The organism is Lentibacillus persicus (genome assembly GCF_900112705.1).
In the GTDB taxonomy this organism is placed as follows: domain Bacteria; phylum Bacillota; class Bacilli; order Bacillales; family Amphibacillaceae; genus Lentibacillus; species Lentibacillus persicus.
In genome coordinates, this window is sequence record NZ_FOMR01000007.1 from 25,625 (window position 1) to 50,275 (window position 24,651).

Below are 24,651 nucleotides of genomic sequence, written 5' to 3' on the forward strand. Positions count from 1 at the left end.
CTTTATCGATTTTATATCCTCTTCTATATGATAACAGAGTTAACGCACTGGCATGTAATGAAAAAGACAGCCTTGTTTCAGACTGCCTTCTAAATGTAATACATGCTCTTTTACCGGTATTATTCAGCAAAAACCTGATCCCACTCGTCTTTTTTAGCGAGCATGTCTTCTGCGATTGTTTTTGCCCCTTCAAGACTGTGGTTGGCTGCCCAGCCGCACTGCACTTCATTGCACGCCGGCACCTCATCCGCATTGAGAACATCTTTTAAAGTCTTCTCCAAAGCGTCTGTGACGTCCTCGTAGCTGTCATTGTTCAGAATTTGCAAATAAAAGCCTGTTTGGCATCCCATCGGGCCAATATCAAGAACATTTTCCATATGATTGCGAATATTTTCTGCCATTAAATGTTCAATTGAGTGCAGCCCCGGCATATCCATATGCGCTTTATTTGGTTGCTTAAACCGTATATCGTATTTATATACTTTATCACCATTTGATCCCGACGTGACACCTGTCAAGCGTACATAAGGCGCTGCCACTTTGGTGTGATCAAGATTAAAGCTTTCCACATTCATTTTTTCAGCCATGAATATCGCTCCTTTATTGGCTAACCGTATCATTTCTAATTTAAAGTTAACATTAAATCCAACTAGTGTAAAAAAATCTGTCTATGGAAGATATTCATGACACCATAAAGCATAAAAGGGTGAACACAAGTTCTGTGCCACCCCCTTTATACTAGTTTTTAATCATTTCCTTGCTGAGGAAAAACACGTTCAATCATATTGCCCATTTGATCAAACAAGCCTTCGACAGGTTCCCCGCTACCGGCATCATCAGCATAATTATTTGCCAAATCAACGAAATCAGGGTTTGTTGACACGTATACATTATCGACATCCGGGTCAACGGTTCTTACAATGCCGGAAATCTCTTCTTTTACCGCGTCAGTTATTTCGCCGCCTTCATTGTTGTTATTATTGTTATTTGTCATGCCATTAATGTTGGCACCGTTATTATTGTTGCCGTTATTACCGTTATTACCGTTGCCGTTATTGTTGGCTCCATTATTGTTACCATTGTTGTTCTGGTCAAGTTCAGCAGCTACGTACGCATTATTGTCCGTTTTGATGACATAGGCGTTGTCGATTCCCTCTACGTCATTAGAAATTCGTTCAGCTGCCTTATCAGCCAGTTCGTATTGGTTTTCGTTATTTCCCGTGTTATCTGTATCTCGTGTCTGGTTGCCATTATTGTTCATATTGTCATTATTAACGTCTCCATCAAACCGGGTTTGCTCAACATTGTTATCATTTTGGCCTTCCTCAGTGCCACCGTTGTTGTCCTGGTTACCGGTTCCACAGGCAGCAAGAACAAGAAACAGGGCAATTAGTAAAAAGCTGTAAATTTTCCATTTCATAACTAAAATCCTCCTTACCGTTTTGTGGTTAGTATGCAGCAATAAGAAGGAATTATACGCTAACAGAAATTGGCATTAATGCCATTTTTGTTAATCACAACATACACGATTATTTGGAGAGACTATAACTGATCCTTTTCAACATGAAGGAGGGTTAAAATGGAAATCCCTGACTATGACAAAGCGTTATATTATACCTTGTGGGGCCAGTGGGATGAATTGCTTGTGCTGATGGTCCGCACGAATGATGATATGCTGTCCAAAAAAATCCAGCTTTTTCTGAATGCTTACCATTACTCACCTGAGCAAGCCAAAGTGATTGAAACACATGATGAGCTGCTGTATTATATCGACCACGCTATGAAATACACACCGCCTGTCGCGATGGAGGTATAAAAGGCCTTAACAATAGGAAAAATGCACCGAAAATCGGTGCATTTTTTCATTTGACTAGTTATGTTTATTTTGTTTGGCTTTGTCATGACCTTTTGCTTTTCCGTTGTTCTGTTTGGCTTTGTCGTGACCTTTTGATTTCCCGTTGTTCTGTTTGGCTTTGTCGTGACTTTTTGCTTTTCCGTTGTTTTGCTTAGCTTTGTCATGGCCTTTTGCTTTTCCGTTGTTCTGCTTGGCTTTGTCATGCCCTTTTGCTTTTCCGTTGTTCTGCTTGGCTTTATCATGGCCTTTTGCTTTTCCGTTGTTCTGCTTAGCTTTGTCGTGACCTTTTGCTTTCCCGTTGTTCTTTTTCGCTTTGTCATGGCCTTTTGCTTTTCCGTTAATGTCTTCCCTCTTATGCTGTGTCGAATTGTTGCTTTTCACATCACTATTGCTGCTGTGACTATTGGACTCTAATTTATTCGATTCTTTTGGATTACTCTGCGATTGATCACTATTTCCCGACTTTGTGGCATCTTCTCCCTCAGAAGATTTTGGACGCTTACGATCATCAATTTCCTCTTGGCGGTCACCGGAACCTGAGGTGTCATGATGTATGTTATAAAATGAATGTATAATATCTCTTTCATCATTATTAAGGAAGGTATCCGCTTCTGTATCGACATTCGTAATTCCTTCTGTGTTCAGGAGGTTTCTTGCCATCAATTCGTTCATTGATTGCTCATCGTCCAGCGACTGTTCATGAATTTCTTTGGGAATTTTAAATGTCACAATCCCCCAGCTTTGGTTTTGTTCGCCAAAATACTCATCAATTAATTGCGTAACAGACTGTTTCTGTTGTGAATTATCAGTATAACTGACTCCTGCCAGAATGTTCTTGCCATTTTTCAATAAGGAAGCTTTTTCACTTTTAGTTATAATCTGTTGAATAACCGTTTCTAATTGTTTGCCTTTATAACCTGTGAGCATCGGAAGAAATGATTTTGCATCCTCATTCAAAGGCTCAATCGATTTTACATTTAATTGATTGTCAATTTCCAATTCCAAATTCGGATTAATTGTAATATTAACATAGGCATATGTTTTGTCATTGTCTGTGGTAAAGTAAAACGGCGCCATAACCAGCAGAAGACATGCGACTGCAGCTATTAATGCATTGCGCTTTTGATTATTTCGATCCCGCTCAACTAATGGCTGATAACTCACTTCCATGCCAACCAAAGCATGTTCCACGGGGTGTGCTTTTTGAAATGTGCCGTCTTTCTGCATTACAATCATATAATTGCGATGTTTCTCCATCACAAGGCCTTTTTTCACTAACCCACCCCCTTAAGATACTCCTTAAGATAAGCGTAATCTTCATCCAAAATTATAAATATGGCGAGGATGAACTTACGATTTCGTTCCAGCGTTTTTTTACTGACCTTTACCTGTTCGGCCAATCCTTTTAAAGGCAACTTTTTCTTCCTTCTGACATAAGAACTCATCTCCGGATTATTATAAATCATCTGCGAGACAGAAATTGCTGTTTCTCGGGCATCCCGGTGTTTTGGCGAAACCTCGGTGAGCTGATCTAAAGACAATTTGTAGCTTTGCAGCTTTTCTTTAAAATCCAAAATTTCTTCGCGAAGACTTAATGTTTGCTGCTCTTTACGATAGGCCTCGGTTACCGCTAATATTTCTACCGGGTTTTCCATCTGTTCCTCATTAAAGTCTTCGTCCAGAGAAACTGCTTGTGGTGTTTTCCGAATATAGCGTATATAATCAATGACTTTCCGTTTCACAACGAGCTTGGAAAAAGCAAGAAACGAACCGCCTTTTTTAGGGCAATAAGACATAATTGCCTCATTAAAAGCATTTAACCCGACACTGAACTCATCATCAGTTTGCGGATCGACATAGCGTTTGCACACTTCTGAAACGCATTTAGCGATAAATGGCTGATAAGATTTCAAAAGATGATGCTGAACGCCTTGATCGCCTTTCTGAGCTGAAAGAATCATATCTTCAAGAGGTGTTTCGATAAATGGCTGATCGTTCATTGCCATACAACACCTCCAGTTGCTATAGAATTCGATTTAAGCATGTGTTTTATGGGTGCAGATATAAGGTTATCGGTTATAATTAAGGTTATTTTGATATTGTTCAGCATATATTCACCATCTTTATGAGAATCTGACTGATATCATCAATCGTAACTCACCAATCCATTTGTTACGAGAACAGATTTATTACATTTCATTTAAAAAAGCGTTACTTTTCTAATACAACGGTATATTAAAATTAAATTGTACAACACTTACCTTCACAGTTGATGAAACTGCGAACCAGTGAAAATTCATTAGCCTCTCTAGCGACGCAGCTGGAGTACCCGGGTGCTCGCCGTGCTGCAGGTGATTTCGGAGAAGCAGCATTCCTCGCAGATCGTAGCATGTTCAGAAAAGTGTTGCTTTGTGCTCGTCGTTTTACGCGGCCCCGTGCTGAAGCATCCGCTCTCCGGAACATATCTCTGCTCTCCGGCGCATATTTCTGTTCTCCGGCACATATGTCTGCTCTCCGGCGCATATTTCAGCTCTTCGGAACATATCTCTCCTCTCCGGCGCATATTTCCGTTCTCCGGCACATATGTCTGCTCTCCGGCGCATATTTCAGCTCTTCGGCATATATGTCTGCTTCCCGCCCCCGATTTCTGCTTTTTTCAGGAAGCGGTCTGTCCTTCCGAGATATCACAGCAAAGTACGTCGCAGTTTATGGATGTAGTGTCTCATAACATCATTCTTTGGAAGCAGCTAAAAAAAGTGCACCCCACAGGTCAGGATAGAATCTGCGTTAAGGGGTGCACTTGGTAATACTATTGGCACATCGTCACAATGCTTTGAGGAGAGCTTCTTTGGATTCATATCTTGTTCGATTGTTCAGGTCTTCGAGGTCACTGTTTATATAGATATCCCCTTCAAGCCAATCGACGGACTGAATTTGCTCTGCATTTACAGGCATAAACTTGTCCTCCGCAGGTAATCGAGCCTCACTCACAACCACGCACCGAACTTTCCAGTAGATGTCATCAATAATGATATCTGATACTTCACCAATTTTCCCATCATTCGCATGCACTCTAAACGTGCCTGTTTCCTGTTCACTGCGCAAGTTGTGCTGAGGCTCATTTGACATCTCCTGTGCCTCCAGTTCCCGATCATCAATATTAACACCGGGCATATCCTCAACACCCCACAGCAGACCGCCCAGCCAATATCGGCTCCAGCCGTAATAGCCTGTCAACGCCATTTCCAGATCGCTGGAAAACGTAGCGTCTGCCGGAATTGAAGGACTGTTTCTGACCGTTTCTTTGTCATGTTTAACATTAATTTGCTGGTTTTCTGTATCGATTGATGTAAATGAAGCAGGCGAGAGCAGTATACGTCTTGTCGGCAGCCATTTTCTCACATCCAACACAGCGTAGCGGACGACCCACTTTTCATCATCAAAATATAAATCCTGAACCTTCCCCATTTGCCCATCAGAAGCTTCAATATGATATGTGTTCAAGTCACTTGTGAAATACAGCATTGTTGACCTCCTCCTCTTCTCCCCGCCTCAGAAACAAGGCGAAGTTTCCTGTTACAGGACTTTTCCCTTAGAAAATACGGACTAAACAGCAAGGTTATTTATGATGGTCATAATAATAATCAATCGGCACAAATAAACCTACTCTCCCTTGTTCATCATGATGCAGTGTCGCAAACACAACACCGATTACCTCGCCGTCCTGATTGATAACAGGACTGCCGCTGTTGCCCCGGTACACGGGAGCATCCATCATCACAACTGTTTTGTCCCAGCCGCTTAATTGGATTTCATCAATAACGCTTCCTTCATTTGCAATGCCGCTGAAATTTGTGGGATTACCGATAAAATACACTTGCTCATTCCCTGGATTATAAGTTGTTTGATCTGCTAGCTCTAAATGAGGAAACTTGCTGCCGCTGACATCTAACACCGCCAAATCGACAGACGGATATTCAGCTGTTACTTCGCCCGTATATAATCCTTGTTCAGGAAATGCCACAGTGACTTCATCCTGGCCTTCGATAACATGGTGATTCGTAATAATTGTTCCATCACTTGTAATCGAAAAACCCGTTCCTCTCGAATCACCTGATTCAATCACAACGACCGACTTTTTGTAGGTTTGTATGTCTTCCTGAGTGGACAGCTTGGCTGAGGTGAACAAAAAATCAATTGCCGGCAGGGTGAACGTTCTCGGTATAAGTGACACAACATTTAACACCATTACGGCAGCAATCAGCCAAAATAGCCATTTAGGAAACGGAGGCTTCGGCTTTCGACTGCCTTTTTCGTCGTCCTTATCTTTTTCAAGTGCTTTTTGCCTTTCTTCTTCAACCAATTCATATAGCTCTTCCTCGTCAAGCTCTTCATATAAATCATCATCTATAATGTCACGATTTTTATTTTCATCCGTCATAAGGCACCACCGAACACATTTTTCAATTTCTCTGTACATGCATTTCACTTCTATTGTACCATTTAAAACTGCGAACTTCGGAGCAATCATTTTAAAAATCAAAAAAGGAGCTGGCCTGAAAGTCACATTTTTTGGTGACCTTTTGGACAACCCCCTACAATTTGCTGGTTTATTTTATTATTGAACTAACTTTTTACGCTGTAAGTTTATCCATAGACAAGCAAGACTGAACAATGCCAACAGGAGAAACCCTAAGTAATAGCCGCCGGTTAAATCCTTGAATACACCGAGCAGAATCGGCGGAAAGAAACCGCCCAGGCCGCCTGCAGCACCGACAATACCAGTAACTGCGCCGGTGTTGCCCTGTGAAACCATTGGCACAAGTTTAAATACGACGCCATTTCCCATGCCGGAAAAAACGGCTATAGCCAGACAAAAGATCGTGAATAAAATAACATTCCCTGTCGTAAACGCAAGTACCGCCGCACTGACAGCAATCACCAGGAAGATGGAAGTAAGTATCTTTTTAGGATCCAATTTATCGGCTATCATACCGCCAAGCGGTCTAATAAACGTTGCGATCACAACAAAAATAGCCGCACGCTGACCCGCATCGACTGCCGTTATGTCATACAAGTCCTGCAGCAGTGTTGGCAAATAAAGTCCCAAGGCCACAAAGACACCGAATGTAAGAAAATAAAAAAGTGACAGCATCCATGTTTGCTTATATTTTAACGGCTCTAATGCACTCTTCAGCGTTTTTTGGCCGCCTTGCTCACGGTCTTCAGTCCCGAAATAAAAGACAACCGCCATAATTGCGATCATGACTGCTAAAATTCGAAATGCCCAATCAATACTGTAAGCTGCTACAATAACCGGGATAAGAAAACCAGCCACAGCCGTACCGATATTCCCAACACCAGCTATACCGAGAACGAGACCTTGCTTTTCTTTCGGATACCACCCTGAGACATATGTGATAGCAATGGCAAATGTTGTACCACCCATACCAATAAAGAAAGCAAAAAACAGCATCCACCCATATGAATTCGCAAAACTTGCTCCAATTAAAGGCAGAATCAAAAATAGCATCGTTAATGTATAAACTTTTCTTCCGCTATATTTGTCAGACAGAATTCCAAGCGGAATACGCATAATCGACCCAAGAATGGTTGGGACTGCTACCAAAATACTGACTTGTGTGGCAGAAAGATTGTATAAAGCGCTGATATTCGACGCCATTGGTGAAATCATAGACCAGATTGTAAACGATACAACCATCGCTATTGTCGAATAGACTAATGCCGCAGTGCTTCCTTTCTGCTGCTCCATAATGAATCCTCCTTTTCTGCTGCTCCTAAAATTTGCAATGATTATTATTATTCGCCAATACTTCTGTTATAATAATATTACCACAAATTGACTGTGCTCAATCCCACACAATCTTGAATACTTTTTTACATTCTTGTCGCATATTTGTGTCATTATCTCAAATAAAAAAGTGGGAAACAATGGAAACACATACGTTATAAATGGAAAGGACTGATTGATATGCATCTTGATAACATGCTTGCATTCAACAAAGATTTTGTTAATCAGGAAAAGTACGAATCTCTTCGAACAGATAACATTCCCAATAAACGCACTGTTATCTTCACCTGTATGGACACTCGGCTGACAGAACTGTTGCCGAAAGCCCTGGACATAACTAATGGTGATGTCAAAATGGTCAAAAATGCCGGGGCAATTCTTCGGGACCCTTTTGACAGCATCATGAAAAGCATTCTGGTTGCCATTCATGAATTAAAAGCAGAACAAGTAATGGTTATTGGGCATCATGATTGCGGCATGTCCCATACAGACCCGGAAGCATTTAAACAGGGGCTCTTGGATAAAGGTATTTCAGAGGAGACACTTAACACCCTTACACATAGCGGTATCGATCTGGAAAATGAGTTCAGCGGTTTTGATTCAGTGGAAAATTCAGTGGAAGAAAGTGTATCGGTTGTCCGCAATCATCCTCTATTGCCATCATATGTGACTGTTCACGGCCTGGTTATCGATCCTGCGACAGGCAAATTAGACCTTGTTACAAGAGGATAATAATATGCTGAGGTTGGAACAATACGTGTAAAACCAAATGGAAAGACGAACGATTAAGGGGTCACGATAGGCCACATCAAAAATATATTTCGCCAATTTCCTTATCGTTCGTCTTTAACTGATTTCTTTTCATTTAATTGATTTTCACCTACACTTACCTTATAATATACACCAATGTTAAAATTGGACGTTTTAATATTCAAAGGGGAGTAGCTGACGAGTTACACCGACACATACGTGATAATTTTATTTATCACCGGTGTAACTGGCAACATACCTTGTTGTTTGCCAGACCTTTGCCATATTGGTAAAGGTTATAAATAGTAACATGTGACCTTTACCCGGATGTTGGTAAAGTTTTTTTTAAGCAAAGCAACTAACCAACTTCCCGAATTAAAATTTCTCAACCTGCAGGAGGTTAAAAACTAACATATGGGACTCTTGATACTATACTTGTTTTTAGCATTAGGTGTATCATTTCTTTGTTCTATACTTGAGGCCGTTTTTCTTTCCACCACCCCTTCGTATTTAAATGTAAAAGCTGAAGAAGGAAACAAACGTGCCAAGCTTTTTATGAATTTAAAGAAAAATGTTGACCGCCCCCTTTCCGGTATTCTGACAGTTAATACAGTAGCACATACCGTCGGTGCAGCGGGGGTCGGTGCGCAGGCGACTAAAGTGTTTGGTGAAGCCTATTTTGGAGTCATCTCGGCTGTACTTACCATTCTTATTCTTATCTTTTCAGAAATAATTCCAAAAACACTGGGGGCCAGATATTGGCATAAGTTGGCAATGGCGAGTGGCCAAATCATTCAATATCTGATGTATATCACATATCCTTTTGTGATTATTTCCGAACTCATCACTAAAATGATTTCAAGTCAATCATCTGATCAGGCAACGACGACAAGCCGGGAGGAACTATCGGTGCTGGCGCGTGTTGGAACCGAAGAGGGTGTCTTCGAGGAAAATGAGAATAAAATCATACAAGGCACCATGAAACTGAATGCCGTTAAGGTTAGTGAGGCAATGACCCATCGGACCGAAATTATTGCGCTTCCAGCCAATGCCTCTTTTGATGACGTATTGTCCGTTGTTAATCAAGAAAAATTTTCCAGAATTCCGATTTACGAAGATAGTATCGACAATATTGTTGGCATGTTATATGTCAAAGACTTAATTCAATATTTGAGCGTTTCGAGTAATATGGATAAATTTAATGTAATGGATTTTTGCAAAACACCGTATATCGTTCCCATGTTCAATACAATCGATCAATTATTTAAAGATTTTCAGCAAAACAATATTCATATTGCAGTCATTGTTGACGAATTTGGAGGAACGGCCGGGATTGTAACGCTTGAAGATTTACTCGAAGAAATTGTAGGAGAAATTTATGATGAAGATGATGAAGTTGTTAAGGAGATCGTCAAGTTTGATGACAATACATTCTATATAAATGGAAGCATAAGTCTGGATGACGTGGAAGAGTACTTTAATGTAGATCTCCCGATTGAGGAATATGAAACACTTAATGGATTTATGATCAGTCAGATCGGCCGTGTGCCTAAAGTCGGAGATAATGATTCCTTTGAGTATGCAGGCCTCACGTTCAAAATTGAGGAAGTCGATGGCCGAATGATTTCAAATGCGAAAGTATGCAGGAATTATTCAGACATTTGACCATCATAACCACCAAAAAACACACCAAACACAGACGCTTTGGCATCAACAAAACATGACCATCAATTGGCATCCGCAGTTGATGGTCATGTTTTTTCTGTATTTACCTATAATATTCTTCGCTTTCTTCTACATCTTCAGCAGCTAATCCGGACAGCACATGGACACGCAAAATAAACCCGATTAGTTTCTGGTCTTCATTGACAACTGCCAAAGGAAAACTTGATCCGAGTGTTTTAGGAATTAAATCATTGACATATTCGTCACGCTGCACAATCGTGACATCTGTCCGCATCATGTCTTCAAGCGTTTTTTTCTCCTTAAGACCCTGTACAGCGTCATCAATCGTAACAATTCCTTTAACGTGTCTGCTGCGATCAACCACAAAGACACTTGATATACCATTTTCCTCCATCTCTTTCCGGGCAACGTTCAGGCCATCCTTCATGGACACAAGCGCGTTCGGTTTAATCATAATATTTTCCGCCTGAAATACTTTTGATCGATCGATATCTTTGATGAACTCGGATATATAATCATTTGCCGGGTTTTCGATAATCTCTTCCGGCGTACCGATCTGGTTCACTTTTCCATCCTTCATAACAGCGACCCGGTCTCCAAGCTTGAACGCTTCATTCACATCATGTGTAATAAAAATAATTGTTTTCTGCAATCGCTCTTGGATGTCAAGAAGCTCTAATTGCATTTCACGGCGGATGAGGGGATCCAACGCGCTGAATGGCTCGTCCATCAGCAGGATATCCGGATCATTGGCAAGTGCACGTGCTAGTCCTACACGCTGTTGCATCCCGCCTGATAGTTCATCAGGATATTTCTCTTCATAACCTTTCAAACCAACGATATCAATATTGCGTTGTGCAATCTCACGGCGTTCTTCTTTAGACATATTGCGGACTTCCAGGCCATATTCAACGTTAGCCATTATGGTCCGGTGATTAAACAGCCCGAAATGCTGAAAAACCATCGCAACTTTTTCCTGGCGAACTTTTTTGAGTTCAGCCTTATTCGACTTAACAATATCTTCTCCATCAATATAAATGGCGCCGTCGGTTGGCCGGTTCAATAAATTAAAACAACGGATAAGCGTTGACTTCCCACTTCCGGATAACCCCATTATGACAAAGGTTTCGCCTTTTTTAATATCCATGGAGGCATCATAGACACCGACTGTATGGCCTGTTTCCGCTAATATTTCATCTTTGCTCATGCCATCTTTAATTTTTGATATGACTGATTTAGGTCGCGGTCCAAAGATTTTCGAAACATGTTCGACTTTTATTTTTGTTTCCATCAGCTTACCCTCCTATGCTTCTGGAATTTATCCGCCACACCGCCTGTAATACGGTCAATAATAATCGCAAGAAATACAATGCTGATACCGGCTTCAAATCCTAAAGCAATATCAATCTGGTTAATTGATACAAGAACTTGTTCACCAAGCCCTTGCGCACCTACCATCGATGCAATAACAACCATAGCAAGCGCCATCATGGTTGTCTGGTTAACACCTGCCATAATCGTTGGCAGCGCCTGCGGAAGCTGAATTTTAAACAGCATTTGCATATTGGATGAGCCAAAGGATTGAGCTGATTCAATCACTTCCTTATCCACACCGCGGATTGCCAGTTCAGTCAGCCTTATGACAGGGGGAATAGCGTAAATAAGTGTCGCAAAAATCGCGGAGACATTCCCTAATCCGAAGAAGAAAATAGCAGGAATTAAATAAACGAAACTCGGCATCGTCTGCATGGCATCAAGTATGGGGCGCATAACGGTTGAAAAGCCTTTGCTGAAGGCCATCCACACACCGAGCGGTATACCTAATGCCAATGATATAATAACCGCCGTCATGACGATTGCAATGGTCGTCATCAAATCTTCCCATAAACCGAATGTTCCAATCAGAAATATAAAAACACCATAAAGAATACCGGCAGTAATTGATTTAAAATACCATCCCAACAGAGCAATAATTAAAATAAACAGCCACCATGGCAAAAACAGCAAAATACCTTCAATCCCATTAATGATTTCAGAAGAAAATAAATAGATGAAATCAAAGAAGCTTTCCAGCGAAGAATCTAAAAAGTTGATAAATGTTTCGACATAATCACCAAGCTTGAACGTTATATCAGGAAAAACGCCCATATGAACACACCTCTCTTTTCAGTAAATTAGAAAAGCAGCCAACCGGCAGGCCAGCTGCTTTTCGCATTTATTCCATTGAGCTTTTGACCTTTTCGGCTACATCCTCGGAAACCCAACTTGTCCATACATCTTCATTTTCGTTCATCCACCATTCAGCTGCTTCTTCAGCTGAGGCATCTTCGTTTTCATTCATATAATCAAGTGCTTGCTCGGTTAAAGCACTGCTTGTTTCATAGTTGCTCAGAAAATCAACAACTTCCGGTGCTGCATCAGGTATATCTTTATGGACACCTACAACAACATCGTTTGGAGGAAATGCTGTGCCTTTTGTTTCTTCATACACTTCCGGATCATACTCCGGTTCTTCCAACAAGGTCAAATCGTACTTAGCCGTCACTGCTGTTGGTGCCCAGTAGTAGCCTGCCCATGCTTCACCAGCTTCATAGGCATCGGCAAGCGATGCGACAATTGCTGCATCTGAACCAGGTTTAAAGTTAACAAACGTATCGTTTAAACCATATGTTTCCATCTTCTGCGTTATCGCTTTTTCAACTGCCCAGCCACTCGGTGCGTTAATCAGGCGCCCCTTGCCAGGCTCTGCCTCGTCTTCAAACAGTTCAGGATAGTTTTTCAAATCTTCAACTGTTTTGAGATCAGGTGCCATTGGTTCAATACCACGCTCTTCGTCCCCTTCAATGACGTATGTTGGCACATAAATGCCCTGTACGTTATCATCAAAGTTTGTTGAGACTTTTTCGAAATCGCCTGCTTCGATCGCTTCCTCGTAAACGTCCTTAATGTTATCTGTCCATAGTTCCATGTAAACATCAATGTCGCCTTCCCTAAGTCCCTGAACGGTTGCTGCGGTTGACCCGGGCGTAACTTCTGTATCAATGCCATAGCCTTCTTCGATGATTTTTTGTGCAATCGAGTTATGAACCCGTATACTATTCCAGCCTGCATCAGCTAGAACCAGTTTATCAACACTTGCTTCAGAATTGCCATCACCTTCACTATTGCCTGAATCTGAACCGCCACAAGCAGCAAGCACTGCCAGTGCAACGGCAGACAATACCATTAATAATTTTTTCATTTGATTACCCCTTTTTTACGAAATATGTCGTTAAATGTTGAAATGTTGAAGATATTGGGCAGCATGGTTAAGAGAAGTACTTACGAAAGAGCTTACGATTTGCAAACACCTTTAATCATAATAAACTATTAAACTTATATCAAATGGCGTCAGAATGCATATTTCAGAATAATTTCTATTAAAACGGCGAGAGATTCAAATATTAGTGATTATATATAATTATTAGACGTAATACTTCATTTATCTACAAATTTCGTCATAAACAACAAAAGAGACCGGGAAAAAGCATCCCCAGCCTCTGGTTTTACTGTTTATTTTCTTGTCTCACCGGCAACCTTAATAATTTCTATAACCCGGTCACGGGCTTTCTCGCTTTTATAATTTTTCATGTAATCAATCATGACGGGTGCTTTTTCTTTTAACTTCACCAACTCTTGTATCAATCCATCCGACGTCAGCGATTCTTCTTCCAGCACGCGGGCGTAGTCTTTTTCTTTGAAAGAATTGGCATTAATGATTTGGTCGCCTCTGCTTGCCTGCTTTGACAACGGAATGAGCAGCATCGGTTTATGGAGGGCCAAGAATTCAAATATAGCATTGGATCCGGCGCGCGACAGCACAAAATCAGTCGCCGCAAATAAATCTTTTAATGCTTCATTAACATATTCAAACTGGGCATAGCCATTTCGATCTATGGAAGGATCGGTTTTTCCCTGGCCGCAAATATGTGCAATTTGAAATTCAGGCAGGAGTCCATCCAGACTTTCACGGACTGTCTGATTAATTTTTTCAGCACCACCACTGCCGCCCATAACAAGGAGCACGGGCTTTTCTTTGGTAAAACCGCACAATTTCAGCCCCTTGACTTTATCCCCATTAAAAAGTTCTTCCCGGATAACTGCCCCAACATATTCGGCTTTCTTTTCAGGCAAATAATCAATTGTTTCAGGAAATGTTGCCAGCACTTTCTCAGCAAATGGGATCGCTATTTTATTGGCCAGTCCAGGAGTGAAATCCGATTCATGAATAACCGCCTGGACACGTCGCAGTTTTGCGGCTATAATCACCGGCACAGAGACAAAACCGCCCTTTGAAAATACGACAGACGGTTTTCGTTTACCGATAATGCGCCACGCCTGCATCGTCCCTTTCAGCACTTTAAAAGGATCTTTCAAATTTTCTTTGGACATATAACGGCGCAATTTACCCGTCGATATCGGATAGTAATTCACATTGTCGAGCGATTCAATTAATTTACGCTCAATGCCATTTTGCGATCCAATATAATCGACTTCCCATCCATCCTGCTGAAAAACAGGAATCAGCGCAAGGTTTACAATGACATGGCCGGCTGTTCCGCCGCCGGTAAACAAGATTCTTTTTCCGCTCATAATGATGCACTCCTTATAACAACACACTGGCAAGTACTTTTTTCAGTGCAAGCCGCCGCTTCTTTCAGCAGCCTGAATTAATTCTAAAATAACTTCTTCTATCCTAAGTGAAAACGAATCAAAAGGAAAGCGAAATATGTTTATCATTTATTATTATTATAATATTATAGTGATTACGCTTGAGCCTCAATCCTCATAATCTGAGTGCACGCCGAATCAGAAAAAAACCGCCCAAATGAGCGGTTTTTTTGCAATTTGTCATTTTATTACAGGAACAAACCTGCGATTGTAGCCGACAAAATGGACGCCAGGGTTGCACCAATTAACAGCTTCATGCCGAATCCGGAAACTTTGACAGCTTTTTCACTGTTAATACCTTGAACGGTTCCTGCGATAATACCGATTGAAGAGAAGTTAGCAAAGCTTGTCAGGAATACCGAAACGATACCAATCGTCTTTTCAGACAAGGAGCCAAGCATCTGTTCAAATTCCAGCATCGCAACAAATTCATTGGTAACGATTTTTGTCCCCATTACACCACCTGCTTCAATAACTTCTCCGGGCGCAATCCCCATTAAAATTCCGATCGGTGCAATAATATAACCGAGGATTTCCTGTAATGTTACACCTGCAAAGACTAACTGAATGACCCAGTTAACCAACTCCAGTGAAGCGATAAAAGCAATTAGCATAGCTGCAACAATAAGGGCGATTTTTCCGCCATCAAGTGCACCGTTACTCATCGCTTCAAAGATACTTTTGTCATTCGAAACATCTTTGACATCAACTTCATCTTCCTCTTTCGACACGTTAACCGGTGCGATGACAGACGCCATAATCAAGGCACTGAACATGTTTAACGGCAATGCGGCCAATACATATTCCGGCGGCAGAATTTGCAGATACGCACCGACAATCGATGCTGACACAGACCCCATAGCCGATGCACTTACAATGTAAAGTCTGTTATTGTTCAGATGATGGAACTGCGATTTAATAGCCAGCAGCGCTTCTGACTGGCCAAAAAAGATACTGTTAACCGCGTTAAACGATTCAACTTTAGGCAGTCCGGTTATTTTTGACAGCAACCCGCCCATATATTTAATGACTGGCGGCAGAATCCGCAAGTAAGTCAGTACGGAAAGAAGTGTCGCGAAAAAGATAATCAACAGCAGCACATTAAAGAAAAACACGCTTCCGCCTTCTTCAATCAGAATACCGCCCACGACGAAATTAATACCTTCAGTACCAAATTCGATTAATTTATTAAACCCGGCTGAAATGCCTTTAATAATGGATCCGCCTATTTGCGTGTTGAACATAAACCATGTGATGATGAGCTGGGAAATAAGCATGACGGCTATGCCGCGATAATTTATATTTTTCTTGTCATTTGACATGAGAAACGCTATACCTATAACAATTATAATAGCCAGCAAACCAAAAAGTATATCCACTGATGAGGCCTCCCTTAAGATGTATAACAAACGGCAGTTTAGAACCGCTTACAATATCGTTTTTCCACTGATGATTTTAGCATGTTGTCAGACGTCTGGCAATATGAATTTTTATTGTGCTACTAGTTTAGTTATACCCTGCAGAAGCAATTACTAACACGCCACGCGTTTCTGGCTTTAGAGGCGTTCTTCCAATTTTAAACAAGGGTACTGAACTGGTTTGGTGCCCTCTCACGATAATATGTCATAAAAAAACCCCGCCCTGATTGTCATCAAAGCGGGGGATTTTTAAATTTAACCTTCGAGCAATAAATCGTAAGGGTCTTCAAGCAATTCTTTAATCCGTACGAGGAACTGAACAGCTTCTTTTCCGTCAACAATCCGGTGATCGTAGGAGACAGCCAGATACATCATTGGACGGACTTCAATCGAATCATCCGGCATAACCACCGGGCGTTTTTGGATGTTGTGCATGCCAAGAATCCCTACCTGAGGCGCGTTCAAAATCGGCGTTGACAACATTGATCCAAAGGTTCCGCCATTTGTAATGGTAAAGGTTCCACCTTGGAGGTCTTTCATGGTCAATTCTTTATTCATAGCTTTTTTGCCTAGATCAGCGATTTCTTTTTCTACGCCGGCAAAATCGAGTTTGTCCGCATCACGGACGACAGGAACAACAAGACCTTCCTCAGTTGAAACCGCAATTCCAATATCATAAAATTGCTTTTTCACAATTTCTTTGCCCTGAATTTCTGCGTTCAGAAGCGGGAAGTCTTTTAGCGCACCGATAACGGCTTTCGTGAAGAAAGACATGAAGCCCAGCTTGATGCCATGCTTTTCTTTAAAATCATCTTTCCGCTTGTTACGCAGTTCCATAATCGCTGACATATCGACTTCATTAAACGTTGTCAGCATAGCCGCTTCCTGTTGAACATCAACAAGACGATTAGCGATGGTCTGACGGCGACGCGACATCTTAACCCGTTCCACAGGTTTTTCGAACTCTGTCGTCTCTGATTGTGCCTGTTTCTTCGGTTCTTCTTTCTTAGCCGGCTTCGAGTCTTTTTGTTCGTTGCCGCCTTTTGCAGCTGAATCAACGTCTTCCGGGCGAATCCGGCCTAATGGGTCACGTGCCTGTACATCGTTCAAGTCAATGCCAAGTTCCCGCGCGCGTTTACGGGCTGCAGGTGAGGCAATGACATCACCGCTGTCAGAAGAGTCGTCCTCTTCCTGTTTATCAGCTTTTTCTTCTTTTGAGGATGCTTCTTCTTCCTCTTTTTCCTCTTTTTCCTCTTTTTCAGCTGATTCACTTTTTGTTTCTTTCGCTTCCGTTTCCTCAGATTCAGCGGACGCTTCTTTTTCCTCAGAGTCACTTCCGCCTGCTTCGCCATTTTCATCTACTTTGGCAATGACATCGCCGACTTCAACGTCATCGCCTTCCTGGCTGACAATTTCAGTAATGACACCAGCATAGTCTGTGTTTACTTCAACATTGACTTTATCGGTTTCCAATTCAACGACCGCATCGCCTTTTTCCACTTTGTCCCCTTCTTTGACAAGCCATTCGGAAATGGTTCCTTCTGTGATCGATTCTGCCAGCTCCGGAATTTTAATTTCACTCACTGGTATCTCCTCCTTCTGACGGATTAATTGCTTTTTCAATGATTCGCCGCTGTTCTGCTTTATCCACGTTCGGTTCCCCAACAGCAGGTGATGCCCGGTGCGGACGGCCGATGTACCTGAGTGTCTGTCCTTCTGTCAGTAATTCTCTCAAGTAATCATCAACAAAATCCCAGCTGCCCATATTTTGCGGTTCTTCCTGGACCCAAACGATTTCGTCAAGGTTAGGCAGTTCTTTCAGTTCTTTTTCAAGTTGCTTTTTCGGAAATGGATAAATTTGTTCAAGTCTTAGCGCGCGAAGCCATTCGAATTTTTCTTCTGACTCAGCGATAGCTTCCTCAATATCAACCATTACTTTCCCGCTTCCGATTAATAAGCGTTTAGCATTCTTCTTGCTCACTTTCAAATTTGGCTGCTGTCTCACCGGCTCAAATTTGCCCTCTGAGAATTCTTCAGGGGCGGAAGCGACCCGCTGGTTACGCAGCAAGCTTTTCGGTGACATCAGGATCAATGGTCTTGCTTCTTCTTTGCCGCGCATAGCTGCCTGCCGGCGAAGCAAATGGAAATATTGCGCTGACGATGTCACGTTTGCAACAATCCAGTTGTTTTCTGCAGCCAGTTGTAAGAACCGTTCAAGACGTGCACTGGAGTGTTCCGGTCCTTGTCCTTCATAACCATGCGGCAGAAGCATCACCATATTGGATTTATCGCCCCATTTCGCACGTGCTGCTGAAATAAACTGGTCAAAAATCACCTGTGCGGCGTTTGAAAAGTCACCAAATTGTGCTTCCCAAATCACAAGTGTGTTCGGCGCCTGTACACTATAACCGTATTCAAACCCTAATACACCTGCTTCGGAAAGCGGCGTGTTCCGGATATCAAATGATACATCCGCATCTTCAAGACCATGCAGCGGACAATACGTTTCGCCTGTTTCCGCATCATGCAGCACCAAATGTCTATGCGCGAAGGTTCCACGCTCGGTATCCTGCCCTGTTAACCGGATCGGGATACCGTCATTTAAAATCGATGCATATGTCAATGCTTCACCGGCACCCCAGTCAGCCTTGTTGCCTTCTTCCAGCACATTTTCACGCCGGCTCAGAATTCGCTTCAATTTACGGAAAGTCGTAAACCCTTCAGGTCGCTCTTGAAGTTCTTTATTCAATTTTTTCAATGTGTCAAGCGGCACCGCTGTTTCAAATCGATCAAGGCCATTTGTAAGCGCCTCAGGCATACTTTTAATATCATCACTGCTTGACTCATCTTCTTTCATGTTTTCGAAAATCTCTCGCAGATTAGTTTCTGTCTCTTTTTTAAGTCCATCTAATTCATTTGCTTCGATAAGGCCTTCTTTTTCAAGTTTTTCAGCAAAAACATTTGCTGCGGTAGGATGATTATCAATATCCTGGTACAACGCAGGCTGTGTTGCACGCGGTTCATCCATTTCGTTATGACCGTAACGACGGTAGCCCACAAGATCAATTAAAAAGTCTTTATGGAACGTCTGGCGATATTCATAAGCCATTTTGGTAGCAACAACGCACGCAACCGGGTCATCGGCGTTCACGTGCACAATTGGGATTTCAAATCCTTTTGCCAGATCACTTGCATAACGCGTGGATCTGCCATCGTACTGCGTTGTTGTATACCCTAACAGGTTATTTGCAATGATATGGAGGGTCCCCCCGGTCTTATAGCCTGGAAGATCCTTAAAGTTCAATGTCTCCGCAACGACGCCTTCACCAATAAACGCTGCATCCCCATGAATCAGGAGGGGCAGTGCCTTACTGAAATCCTGTTCGGGATAACCTTTCTGGAAACGGTTATCCTGACCGGCGCGCGCAAACCCTTCTGCAACCGGATTAACAAATTCCAAGTGTGACGGATTATTGGCCAGCGTGATCCGGGTTGTTGTCCCTTCATCTTCCACATCCTTGGTTGCACCAAAGTGGTATTTAACATCACCGGTCCAACCGGAATTAATGCCGCTTGAACCTTCAGAAGGAATTAATTCCTTGTCGGGTGAATGATGAAACTCAGAAAATATTTTGTCAAAAGGCTTACCCAAAACATGCGCCAGCACGCTGAGGCGGCCACGGTGAGCCATCCCCATCATGATATGCTCAATATTATCTTGAATGGAATTCTTCACGACCTTATCAAGCATAGGTATCATGGATTCAAGACCTTCTATTGAAAAACGTTTCTGTCCGACAAACGTTTTTTGCAGAAATTCCTCGAACCCTTCCACCTGTGCAAGCCGCTCGAGTAATTTCTTTTTATTTTCCGCGGTACTCGCATTATGATATCGGCCAGATTCAATATAATTCAAAAGCCATTCGCGTTCATCATCATTATTGACATGATCATACTCGAACGTTATCGTGCCGGAATATAATTTTTTTAATTCGCGAACCACTTCATAACCGTCATCCACACCAGCCGGTGCTTTCTCCCATAACCATACAGCCGGTATATCTCTTAAATCCTGTTCAGTTAAGTTGTAAGTCTCCGGATTAACAAGATTCGTTTCGCGTTCATCGCGGCCTACAGGGTAAATATCCGCTTCAAGATGCCCGAAACGACGAATAGCCTCAACAAGTCGCATTGCTGAGGTTAATTTCTTCACGTTCCCTATAGGTGACTCAGACTGAGCTGGCTCCTCTCCGCTTTTCTGTGAAGAACGAAGCCATTCAGGTGCACCATGCTCTTCAAAAAGTTTTCTTAAAGAAGGGTCAACGGCCTCGTGATTTTCCTTATAAAGCTCATATTGTTCCTCAATATACCCCATGTTAGGCCCATGAAAACTGCTCCAGAATCTTCGAGTAGATTCTTCATTTTGTGCCACGTCTTAAATACCTCCATTAAGTAGTCAGCTATACCCCGTTATAATAAGAGGTAATTAAAAGTGTTACCTCTTGTTGACTTCCCCCTATAACGGCTTTTTACACTCTGCTGTCATTATAGAACTTAAGCTCTCGCTTCATCAACTAATATACTCTATTTTTGTCATCCAGACAACAGGCTTAATACTGTTTGGAAACGAAAATTATTTACACCCGCATAACACCTGTTTTTAAAAAGCTTTTAAATTCAATTTAGACAGGTCATGACAGGAATCGTCGGATAATAGTTCACATCCCCGGAATTATTAGGTATAATAGGGATACACTAAAAAACAAGAAATGATTTTTTACATAATTGTTTGAGGAGGAAATGTGATGAAACTGGCATTAATATTAGGCGTTGCTGTTACGTTTACCGTCTCGTGCTTTACAGCCGGTTATGACGCAAAACCCGGCGTCCCTAAAAAAAATCAATAACACAAACATTTAAACAGGCTGGGACATAACTTATATATCCAATATAAAAGACGAACTATAATCAAGGTCAGCGGAGGAAATATGCGGAGACTCCTGCGGGAAGAGAGGCATAGGTGAGACAACGAAGTGCCTTGGCACGAGTTGGCTCAACAGCCGCCCGCGGAAAGCGAAGCATATTTCCGGAGCGGCGTATCCCGCTTCCTTTCCTAATTATCGTTCGTCTTTTCATTTATCTTTAAACCTTATGTCCCAGCCTCCTTAATTTATCCCGCACGTAACTGGCAGTAAATGTCCGATTAGTTCATTCCCGGGAACCCTTGCTGTCTTAATGCTTCGTAAACAATAATCGCTGCCGTATTTGCCAGGTTCAGCGATCGCACCTTATCCCCCATATGCACACGCAGACACTGTTCTTCTTTGCCTTTCAGAAAATCATCGGGAAACCCGCTGCCTTCGCGGCCGAATACAAAAAATAAATCCTGCTTCTCAGCCGTAAAATCATAATCGGTATAATAATTCGATCCAATATTTTCAATATAATAATACGACCCATCCGGATATGACGCATATAGCTCTTTAATCGAATCATATTCACGGACATCGACATATGGCCAATAGTCAAGTCCTGCCCGGCGGACCATTTTGTCATCTGTCGAAAAACCGAGCGGACGGATCAAATGCAGCACAGCATTTGCAGAAAGACATGTTCGTGCTATATTGCCTGTGTTGGCCGGAATTTCCGGCTGATACAAAACCACATGTAAACCCAATGTTCCATTCGCCTCTTTCTAATTCGTTTCATATTTTTTGCAGTTTAAAACATTATTCAGTGAACCCGCACACCATTTAATAATTGCCTTAATTTTTCATAACGTCAATATTATACCACTACTCTCCAATTCGAAAAAACTTATACTGTATTTCCGGTGTCCATGCAGCCGAATCTTCGTATGACCAGAACCGGTTGCGGCTATTATCAGTATGGGCATTGACAAGTGGCATCCCGTCAGCGTCTTTCGCCACAACAATCGTATTATGGTCCCACCTGCCATCACCTTGAAAATCGTAGCAAATAACATCGCCGGGAATAAGCTCACTGGCAGACTCCAGCTCTTTGCCTTTCAATCCTGCTTCAGAACCGCTCAAATACCAGCGTAATGAATGTGCTACGGCCCAACTGAAGCTCCAATTTTCATTTTGGTACCACCAACCGTTTCCCCGATCGGGCATTCCGCGCATAGGCGCACCGCCTGCTCGCATGCATTGCGAAACATAATTTGTACAATCGACGTCGAAAGTCGGGTAATCAGGGTTGTAACTATTCCACCACCGCTCTGCGTACTGGACCGCTGCACGCCTGTCATAAGAAAACCGTTCCTGACGCGAATTGCGCAATGATTCCATATCAATTGAAGGTTTTTCCGGCTTTGTTCTGGGATGTTGTTCAGCTATCCTGTGATCGGTTATGACGCCATTTTCCAGTCTGAACTGACAGGGCACAACGACCTCTTCCCGTATAAGTTGTTGATGATGACGAATTAAAAAGGCCACATGCAGCAAGTAGCGGCAAACCGTACCTCCCGAATACCGGAGCACTTCGAAAAGATGCCCCCGTCCGCTGATCCGAACAACTTCAGCCTGCCGGGCATGATACAACCTTTGTTTCCGCTGCCACCAGTCATCACCCTCATGCGAATCACGAAAGAAATCCAGCCAGCTTTCCTTTAACATATCCATAAAAAATCCCCTCCATCACAAGTATATGGAGAGGACATTTGTCCAAATTCGAAAGCATAGGTGGACAAAGTGTCAGACACCTTGTCGCCCTATTTTGCTTCATGGGCCAGGAGGTATTCTTTTTTCTCCAGGCCGCCGCCATATCCGATCATTTTACCGTTTGTTCCGATGACACGATGGCAAGGCACCACAATTGAAAGGGGGTTCTTGTTGACCCCGCCGCCGATTGCTCTTACAGCTTTCGGGTTGCCGATTGCCTGGGCAATCTCCTTATAACTTTTCGTTTCACCATATGGCACCTTATTATATAACGCTCGCCACACTTCTTTCTGGAAAGGCGTTCCGTAAAAGTCAAAGTCAAACGTAAAGTTAATTCTTTCACCCACGAAATATTCGTCCAGTTCCGCTATAATATGTTCAACATATTCACGTTTTTCGATGAAAACAGGACGGCTAAAAAAACGGCTGGTCCACTTCGCCGTTTTACCTTCAATCTCCGCAAACGACCCGTAGTCGATGCGCACCGCTTTCATTCCATCGCTGATAATTGTCATTGGACCAACAGGTGTGGTCATCTCCCCATAGTACAGCTCCACTTAATTCCCCTCTTTTCATCAGCCGGAAGATATGTCTTGAAATTCGAGACCTTTTTCCATTTCAGCCAGCACGTGTTCATCTTTTTCCGTTTCCATCGCTTCCTCAATAGCTGTATACGCGGCTTGTGTTCCGATTTTACCAAGTGACCAGGCTGCCGTTCCGCGTATAACAGGCCTCGGATCATCATTCATGACCCGTGTGATTTCAGGAATTGCTGTCTCATCTTTATAATGCGCAAGCGCGATTAATGCATTGCGCTGCAGCGGTTTTTTTCCGCGCCATGACCCGGCCACATGTCCGAATGTTTCTTTGAATTCTCTGTTCGATATGCTGAGCATCGGTTTCAGTTTTGGTTTCGCGACATCGGGCTCAGGTTCAAATTCAGGATGATTGTGGAAATCGACCCGTTTATTGTATGGGCAAACAACCTGGCATGTGTCAAAACCGTATATGAAGTTACCGATTTTCGGACGGAATTCATCGGGCATGAAATCTTTCGTCTGGGTTAAAAATGCCAGACAACGCTGAGCGTTCAGCTGCCCGCCCTGAACAAGTGCCCCTGTCGGACACGCGTCAAGACATTTCGTGCACGATCCGCAGCCGTCCTCAAGCGGTGTGTCCGGTTCAAATGGCACATTAGTAATCAGTTCTCCCAAATAAACATACGACCCGAATTCGGGCGTGATGATGGCTGTGTTTTTGCCGCTGAAACCAATACCGGCCCGCTCAGCCACCGCCCGGTCGGACAATTCGCCAGTATCGACCATAACTTTCGTTTCAGCTTCAGGCATTTTTTCTTTGATAAAATTTGAAAGCTTCGTCAGCCTTTCGCGGAGGACCTCGTGATAATCCGTTCCCCAGGAAGCCCGGCAAAATACGCCGCGGCGTTCTTCTTTAGTGCTCTTTGGACCATCCTTAATGCGCGACGGATAGGCTAATGCGATTGAAATGATCGATTTAGCTTCCGGCATCAGCCGGTCCGGCTCCGTGCGCTCTTCCACAGACCCTTTTTCAAACCCTGACTGAAAACCGAGTTCCTGTTGGCGCTTTAGCCGATCTTTCAAACTTTCAAAAACATCAGCAGAAGCAAACCCGATTTTATCAATACCAATTTTCTTGCTGTAGTCAATAACGTCCTGTCTCAGTTGATTTGTATTCATCCGGGCTGCCTCCTTTCGT

The 24,651-nt window shown here is 42.6% G+C and carries 21 protein-coding genes; 3 read left to right on the top strand and 18 right to left on the bottom strand.

Annotated elements, in window-relative coordinates; translation table 11 throughout:
• Positions 1–119 precede the first annotated feature (119 nt).
• Together BMZ22_RS10180 and BMZ22_RS10185 are read right to left on the bottom strand one after the other, a co-directional pair.
• Positions 120–587: an S-ribosylhomocysteine lyase gene (locus tag BMZ22_RS10180; RefSeq protein ID WP_090085141.1), complete on the bottom strand. Its 468-nt coding sequence runs from the start codon at positions 585–587 to the stop codon at positions 120–122.
• A 158-nt stretch (positions 588–745) separates the two neighbouring features.
• Positions 746–1,420, bottom strand: a complete 675-nt coding sequence (locus tag BMZ22_RS10185; RefSeq protein WP_090085144.1) for a YhcN/YlaJ family sporulation lipoprotein — start codon at positions 1,418–1,420, stop codon at positions 746–748.
• 159 nt (positions 1,421–1,579) lie between these two features.
• On the opposite strand from BMZ22_RS10185, the gene BMZ22_RS10190 reads away from it, so the two are divergent.
• The gene (locus BMZ22_RS10190) at positions 1,580–1,816 is read left to right on the top strand and encodes a YhdB family protein (protein WP_090085146.1); all 237 of its coding nucleotides are present in this window, start codon (positions 1,580–1,582) and stop codon (positions 1,814–1,816) included.
• A 54-nt stretch (positions 1,817–1,870) separates the two neighbouring features.
• Here BMZ22_RS10190 and BMZ22_RS10195 read toward each other — a convergent pair whose 3' ends face one another.
• The 5 genes from BMZ22_RS10195 to BMZ22_RS10215 form a co-directional block, all read right to left on the bottom strand.
• On the bottom strand, positions 1,871–3,130 hold the full coding sequence (locus BMZ22_RS10195; RefSeq protein WP_090085148.1) for an anti-sigma-I factor RsgI family protein: 1,260 nt from the start codon (positions 3,128–3,130) through the stop codon (positions 1,871–1,873).
• Positions 3,130–3,861, bottom strand: coding sequence for an RNA polymerase sigma-I factor (sigI, locus tag BMZ22_RS10200; protein ID WP_425434279.1), 732 nt, complete (start codon positions 3,859–3,861; stop codon positions 3,130–3,132). The genes BMZ22_RS10195 and sigI overlap by 1 nt, the downstream gene beginning before the upstream one ends.
• Positions 3,862–4,678: 817 nt before the next feature.
• Positions 4,679–5,380, bottom strand: a complete 702-nt coding sequence (locus BMZ22_RS10205; protein ID WP_090085150.1) for a PRC-barrel domain-containing protein — start codon at positions 5,378–5,380, stop codon at positions 4,679–4,681.
• Positions 5,381–5,474: 94 nt separating this feature from the next.
• Positions 5,475–6,296: a S1C family serine protease gene (locus tag BMZ22_RS10210; RefSeq protein ID WP_090085152.1), complete on the bottom strand. Its 822-nt coding sequence runs from the start codon at positions 6,294–6,296 to the stop codon at positions 5,475–5,477.
• 177 nt (positions 6,297–6,473) lie between these two features.
• Entirely contained in the window at positions 6,474–7,628 is a 1,155-nt protein-coding gene (locus BMZ22_RS10215; RefSeq protein ID WP_090085154.1) for an MFS transporter, read from the bottom strand.
• Positions 7,629–7,847: 219 nt separating this feature from the next.
• On the opposite strand from BMZ22_RS10215, the gene BMZ22_RS10220 reads away from it, so the two are divergent.
• Together BMZ22_RS10220 and BMZ22_RS10225 are read left to right on the top strand one after the other, a co-directional pair.
• The gene (locus BMZ22_RS10220) at positions 7,848–8,399 is read left to right on the top strand and encodes a beta-class carbonic anhydrase (protein WP_090085156.1); all 552 of its coding nucleotides are present in this window, start codon (positions 7,848–7,850) and stop codon (positions 8,397–8,399) included.
• Positions 8,400–8,831: 432 nt separating this feature from the next.
• Positions 8,832–10,082 (top strand): hemolysin family protein, encoded by a 1,251-nt coding sequence (locus tag BMZ22_RS10225; RefSeq protein WP_090085158.1) that lies wholly within the window; start codon positions 8,832–8,834, stop codon positions 10,080–10,082.
• Positions 10,083–10,185: 103 nt separating this feature from the next.
• Here the strand turns inward: BMZ22_RS10225 and BMZ22_RS10230 are convergent, their stop codons facing one another.
• From BMZ22_RS10230 to queG, 11 genes are all read right to left on the bottom strand, one after another.
• Positions 10,186–11,394, bottom strand: coding sequence for a quaternary amine ABC transporter ATP-binding protein (locus BMZ22_RS10230; RefSeq protein WP_090085161.1), 1,209 nt, complete (start codon positions 11,392–11,394; stop codon positions 10,186–10,188).
• Positions 11,394–12,251, bottom strand: coding sequence for an ABC transporter permease (locus BMZ22_RS10235; RefSeq protein ID WP_090085163.1), 858 nt, complete (start codon positions 12,249–12,251; stop codon positions 11,394–11,396). The genes BMZ22_RS10230 and BMZ22_RS10235 overlap by 1 nt, the downstream gene beginning before the upstream one ends.
• Positions 12,252–12,318: 67 nt before the next feature.
• Complete coding sequence (locus BMZ22_RS10240; RefSeq protein WP_090085165.1) at positions 12,319–13,344, bottom strand: ABC transporter substrate-binding protein; 1,026 nt, start codon at positions 13,342–13,344, stop codon at positions 12,319–12,321.
• A 311-nt stretch (positions 13,345–13,655) separates the two neighbouring features.
• Positions 13,656–14,735 (bottom strand): undecaprenyldiphospho-muramoylpentapeptide beta-N-acetylglucosaminyltransferase, encoded by a 1,080-nt coding sequence (locus BMZ22_RS10245; protein WP_090085168.1) that lies wholly within the window; start codon positions 14,733–14,735, stop codon positions 13,656–13,658.
• Between the two features lie 266 nt (positions 14,736–15,001).
• A complete protein-coding gene (locus BMZ22_RS10250; RefSeq protein WP_090085170.1) occupies positions 15,002–16,192 on the bottom strand; it encodes a NupC/NupG family nucleoside CNT transporter in 1,191 nt (396 codons plus the stop codon).
• Between the two features lie 294 nt (positions 16,193–16,486).
• A complete protein-coding gene (odhB, locus tag BMZ22_RS10255) occupies positions 16,487–17,815 on the bottom strand; it encodes a 2-oxoglutarate dehydrogenase complex dihydrolipoyllysine-residue succinyltransferase (protein WP_090085172.1) in 1,329 nt (442 codons plus the stop codon).
• Entirely contained in the window at positions 17,808–20,663 is a 2,856-nt protein-coding gene (locus tag BMZ22_RS10260) for a 2-oxoglutarate dehydrogenase E1 component (RefSeq protein ID WP_090085174.1), read from the bottom strand. The genes odhB and BMZ22_RS10260 overlap by 8 nt, the downstream gene beginning before the upstream one ends.
• 771 nt (positions 20,664–21,434) lie before the next feature.
• Positions 21,435–21,908 carry a tRNA (cytidine(34)-2'-O)-methyltransferase gene (locus BMZ22_RS10265; protein ID WP_090085176.1) on the bottom strand — a complete coding sequence of 158 codons (474 nt, stop codon included), beginning with the start codon at positions 21,906–21,908 and terminating at the stop codon, positions 21,435–21,437.
• A 118-nt stretch (positions 21,909–22,026) separates the two neighbouring features.
• Positions 22,027–22,875, bottom strand: coding sequence for an amidase domain-containing protein (locus BMZ22_RS10270; protein ID WP_090085178.1), 849 nt, complete (start codon positions 22,873–22,875; stop codon positions 22,027–22,029).
• A gap of 89 nt (positions 22,876–22,964) precedes the next feature.
• Positions 22,965–23,471 (bottom strand): methylated-DNA--[protein]-cysteine S-methyltransferase, encoded by a 507-nt coding sequence (locus tag BMZ22_RS10275; RefSeq protein ID WP_090085180.1) that lies wholly within the window; start codon positions 23,469–23,471, stop codon positions 22,965–22,967.
• 18 nt (positions 23,472–23,489) lie between these two features.
• Entirely contained in the window at positions 23,490–24,632 is a 1,143-nt protein-coding gene (gene queG, locus BMZ22_RS10280; protein WP_090085181.1) for a tRNA epoxyqueuosine(34) reductase QueG, read from the bottom strand.
• Positions 24,633–24,651 lie beyond the last annotated feature (19 nt).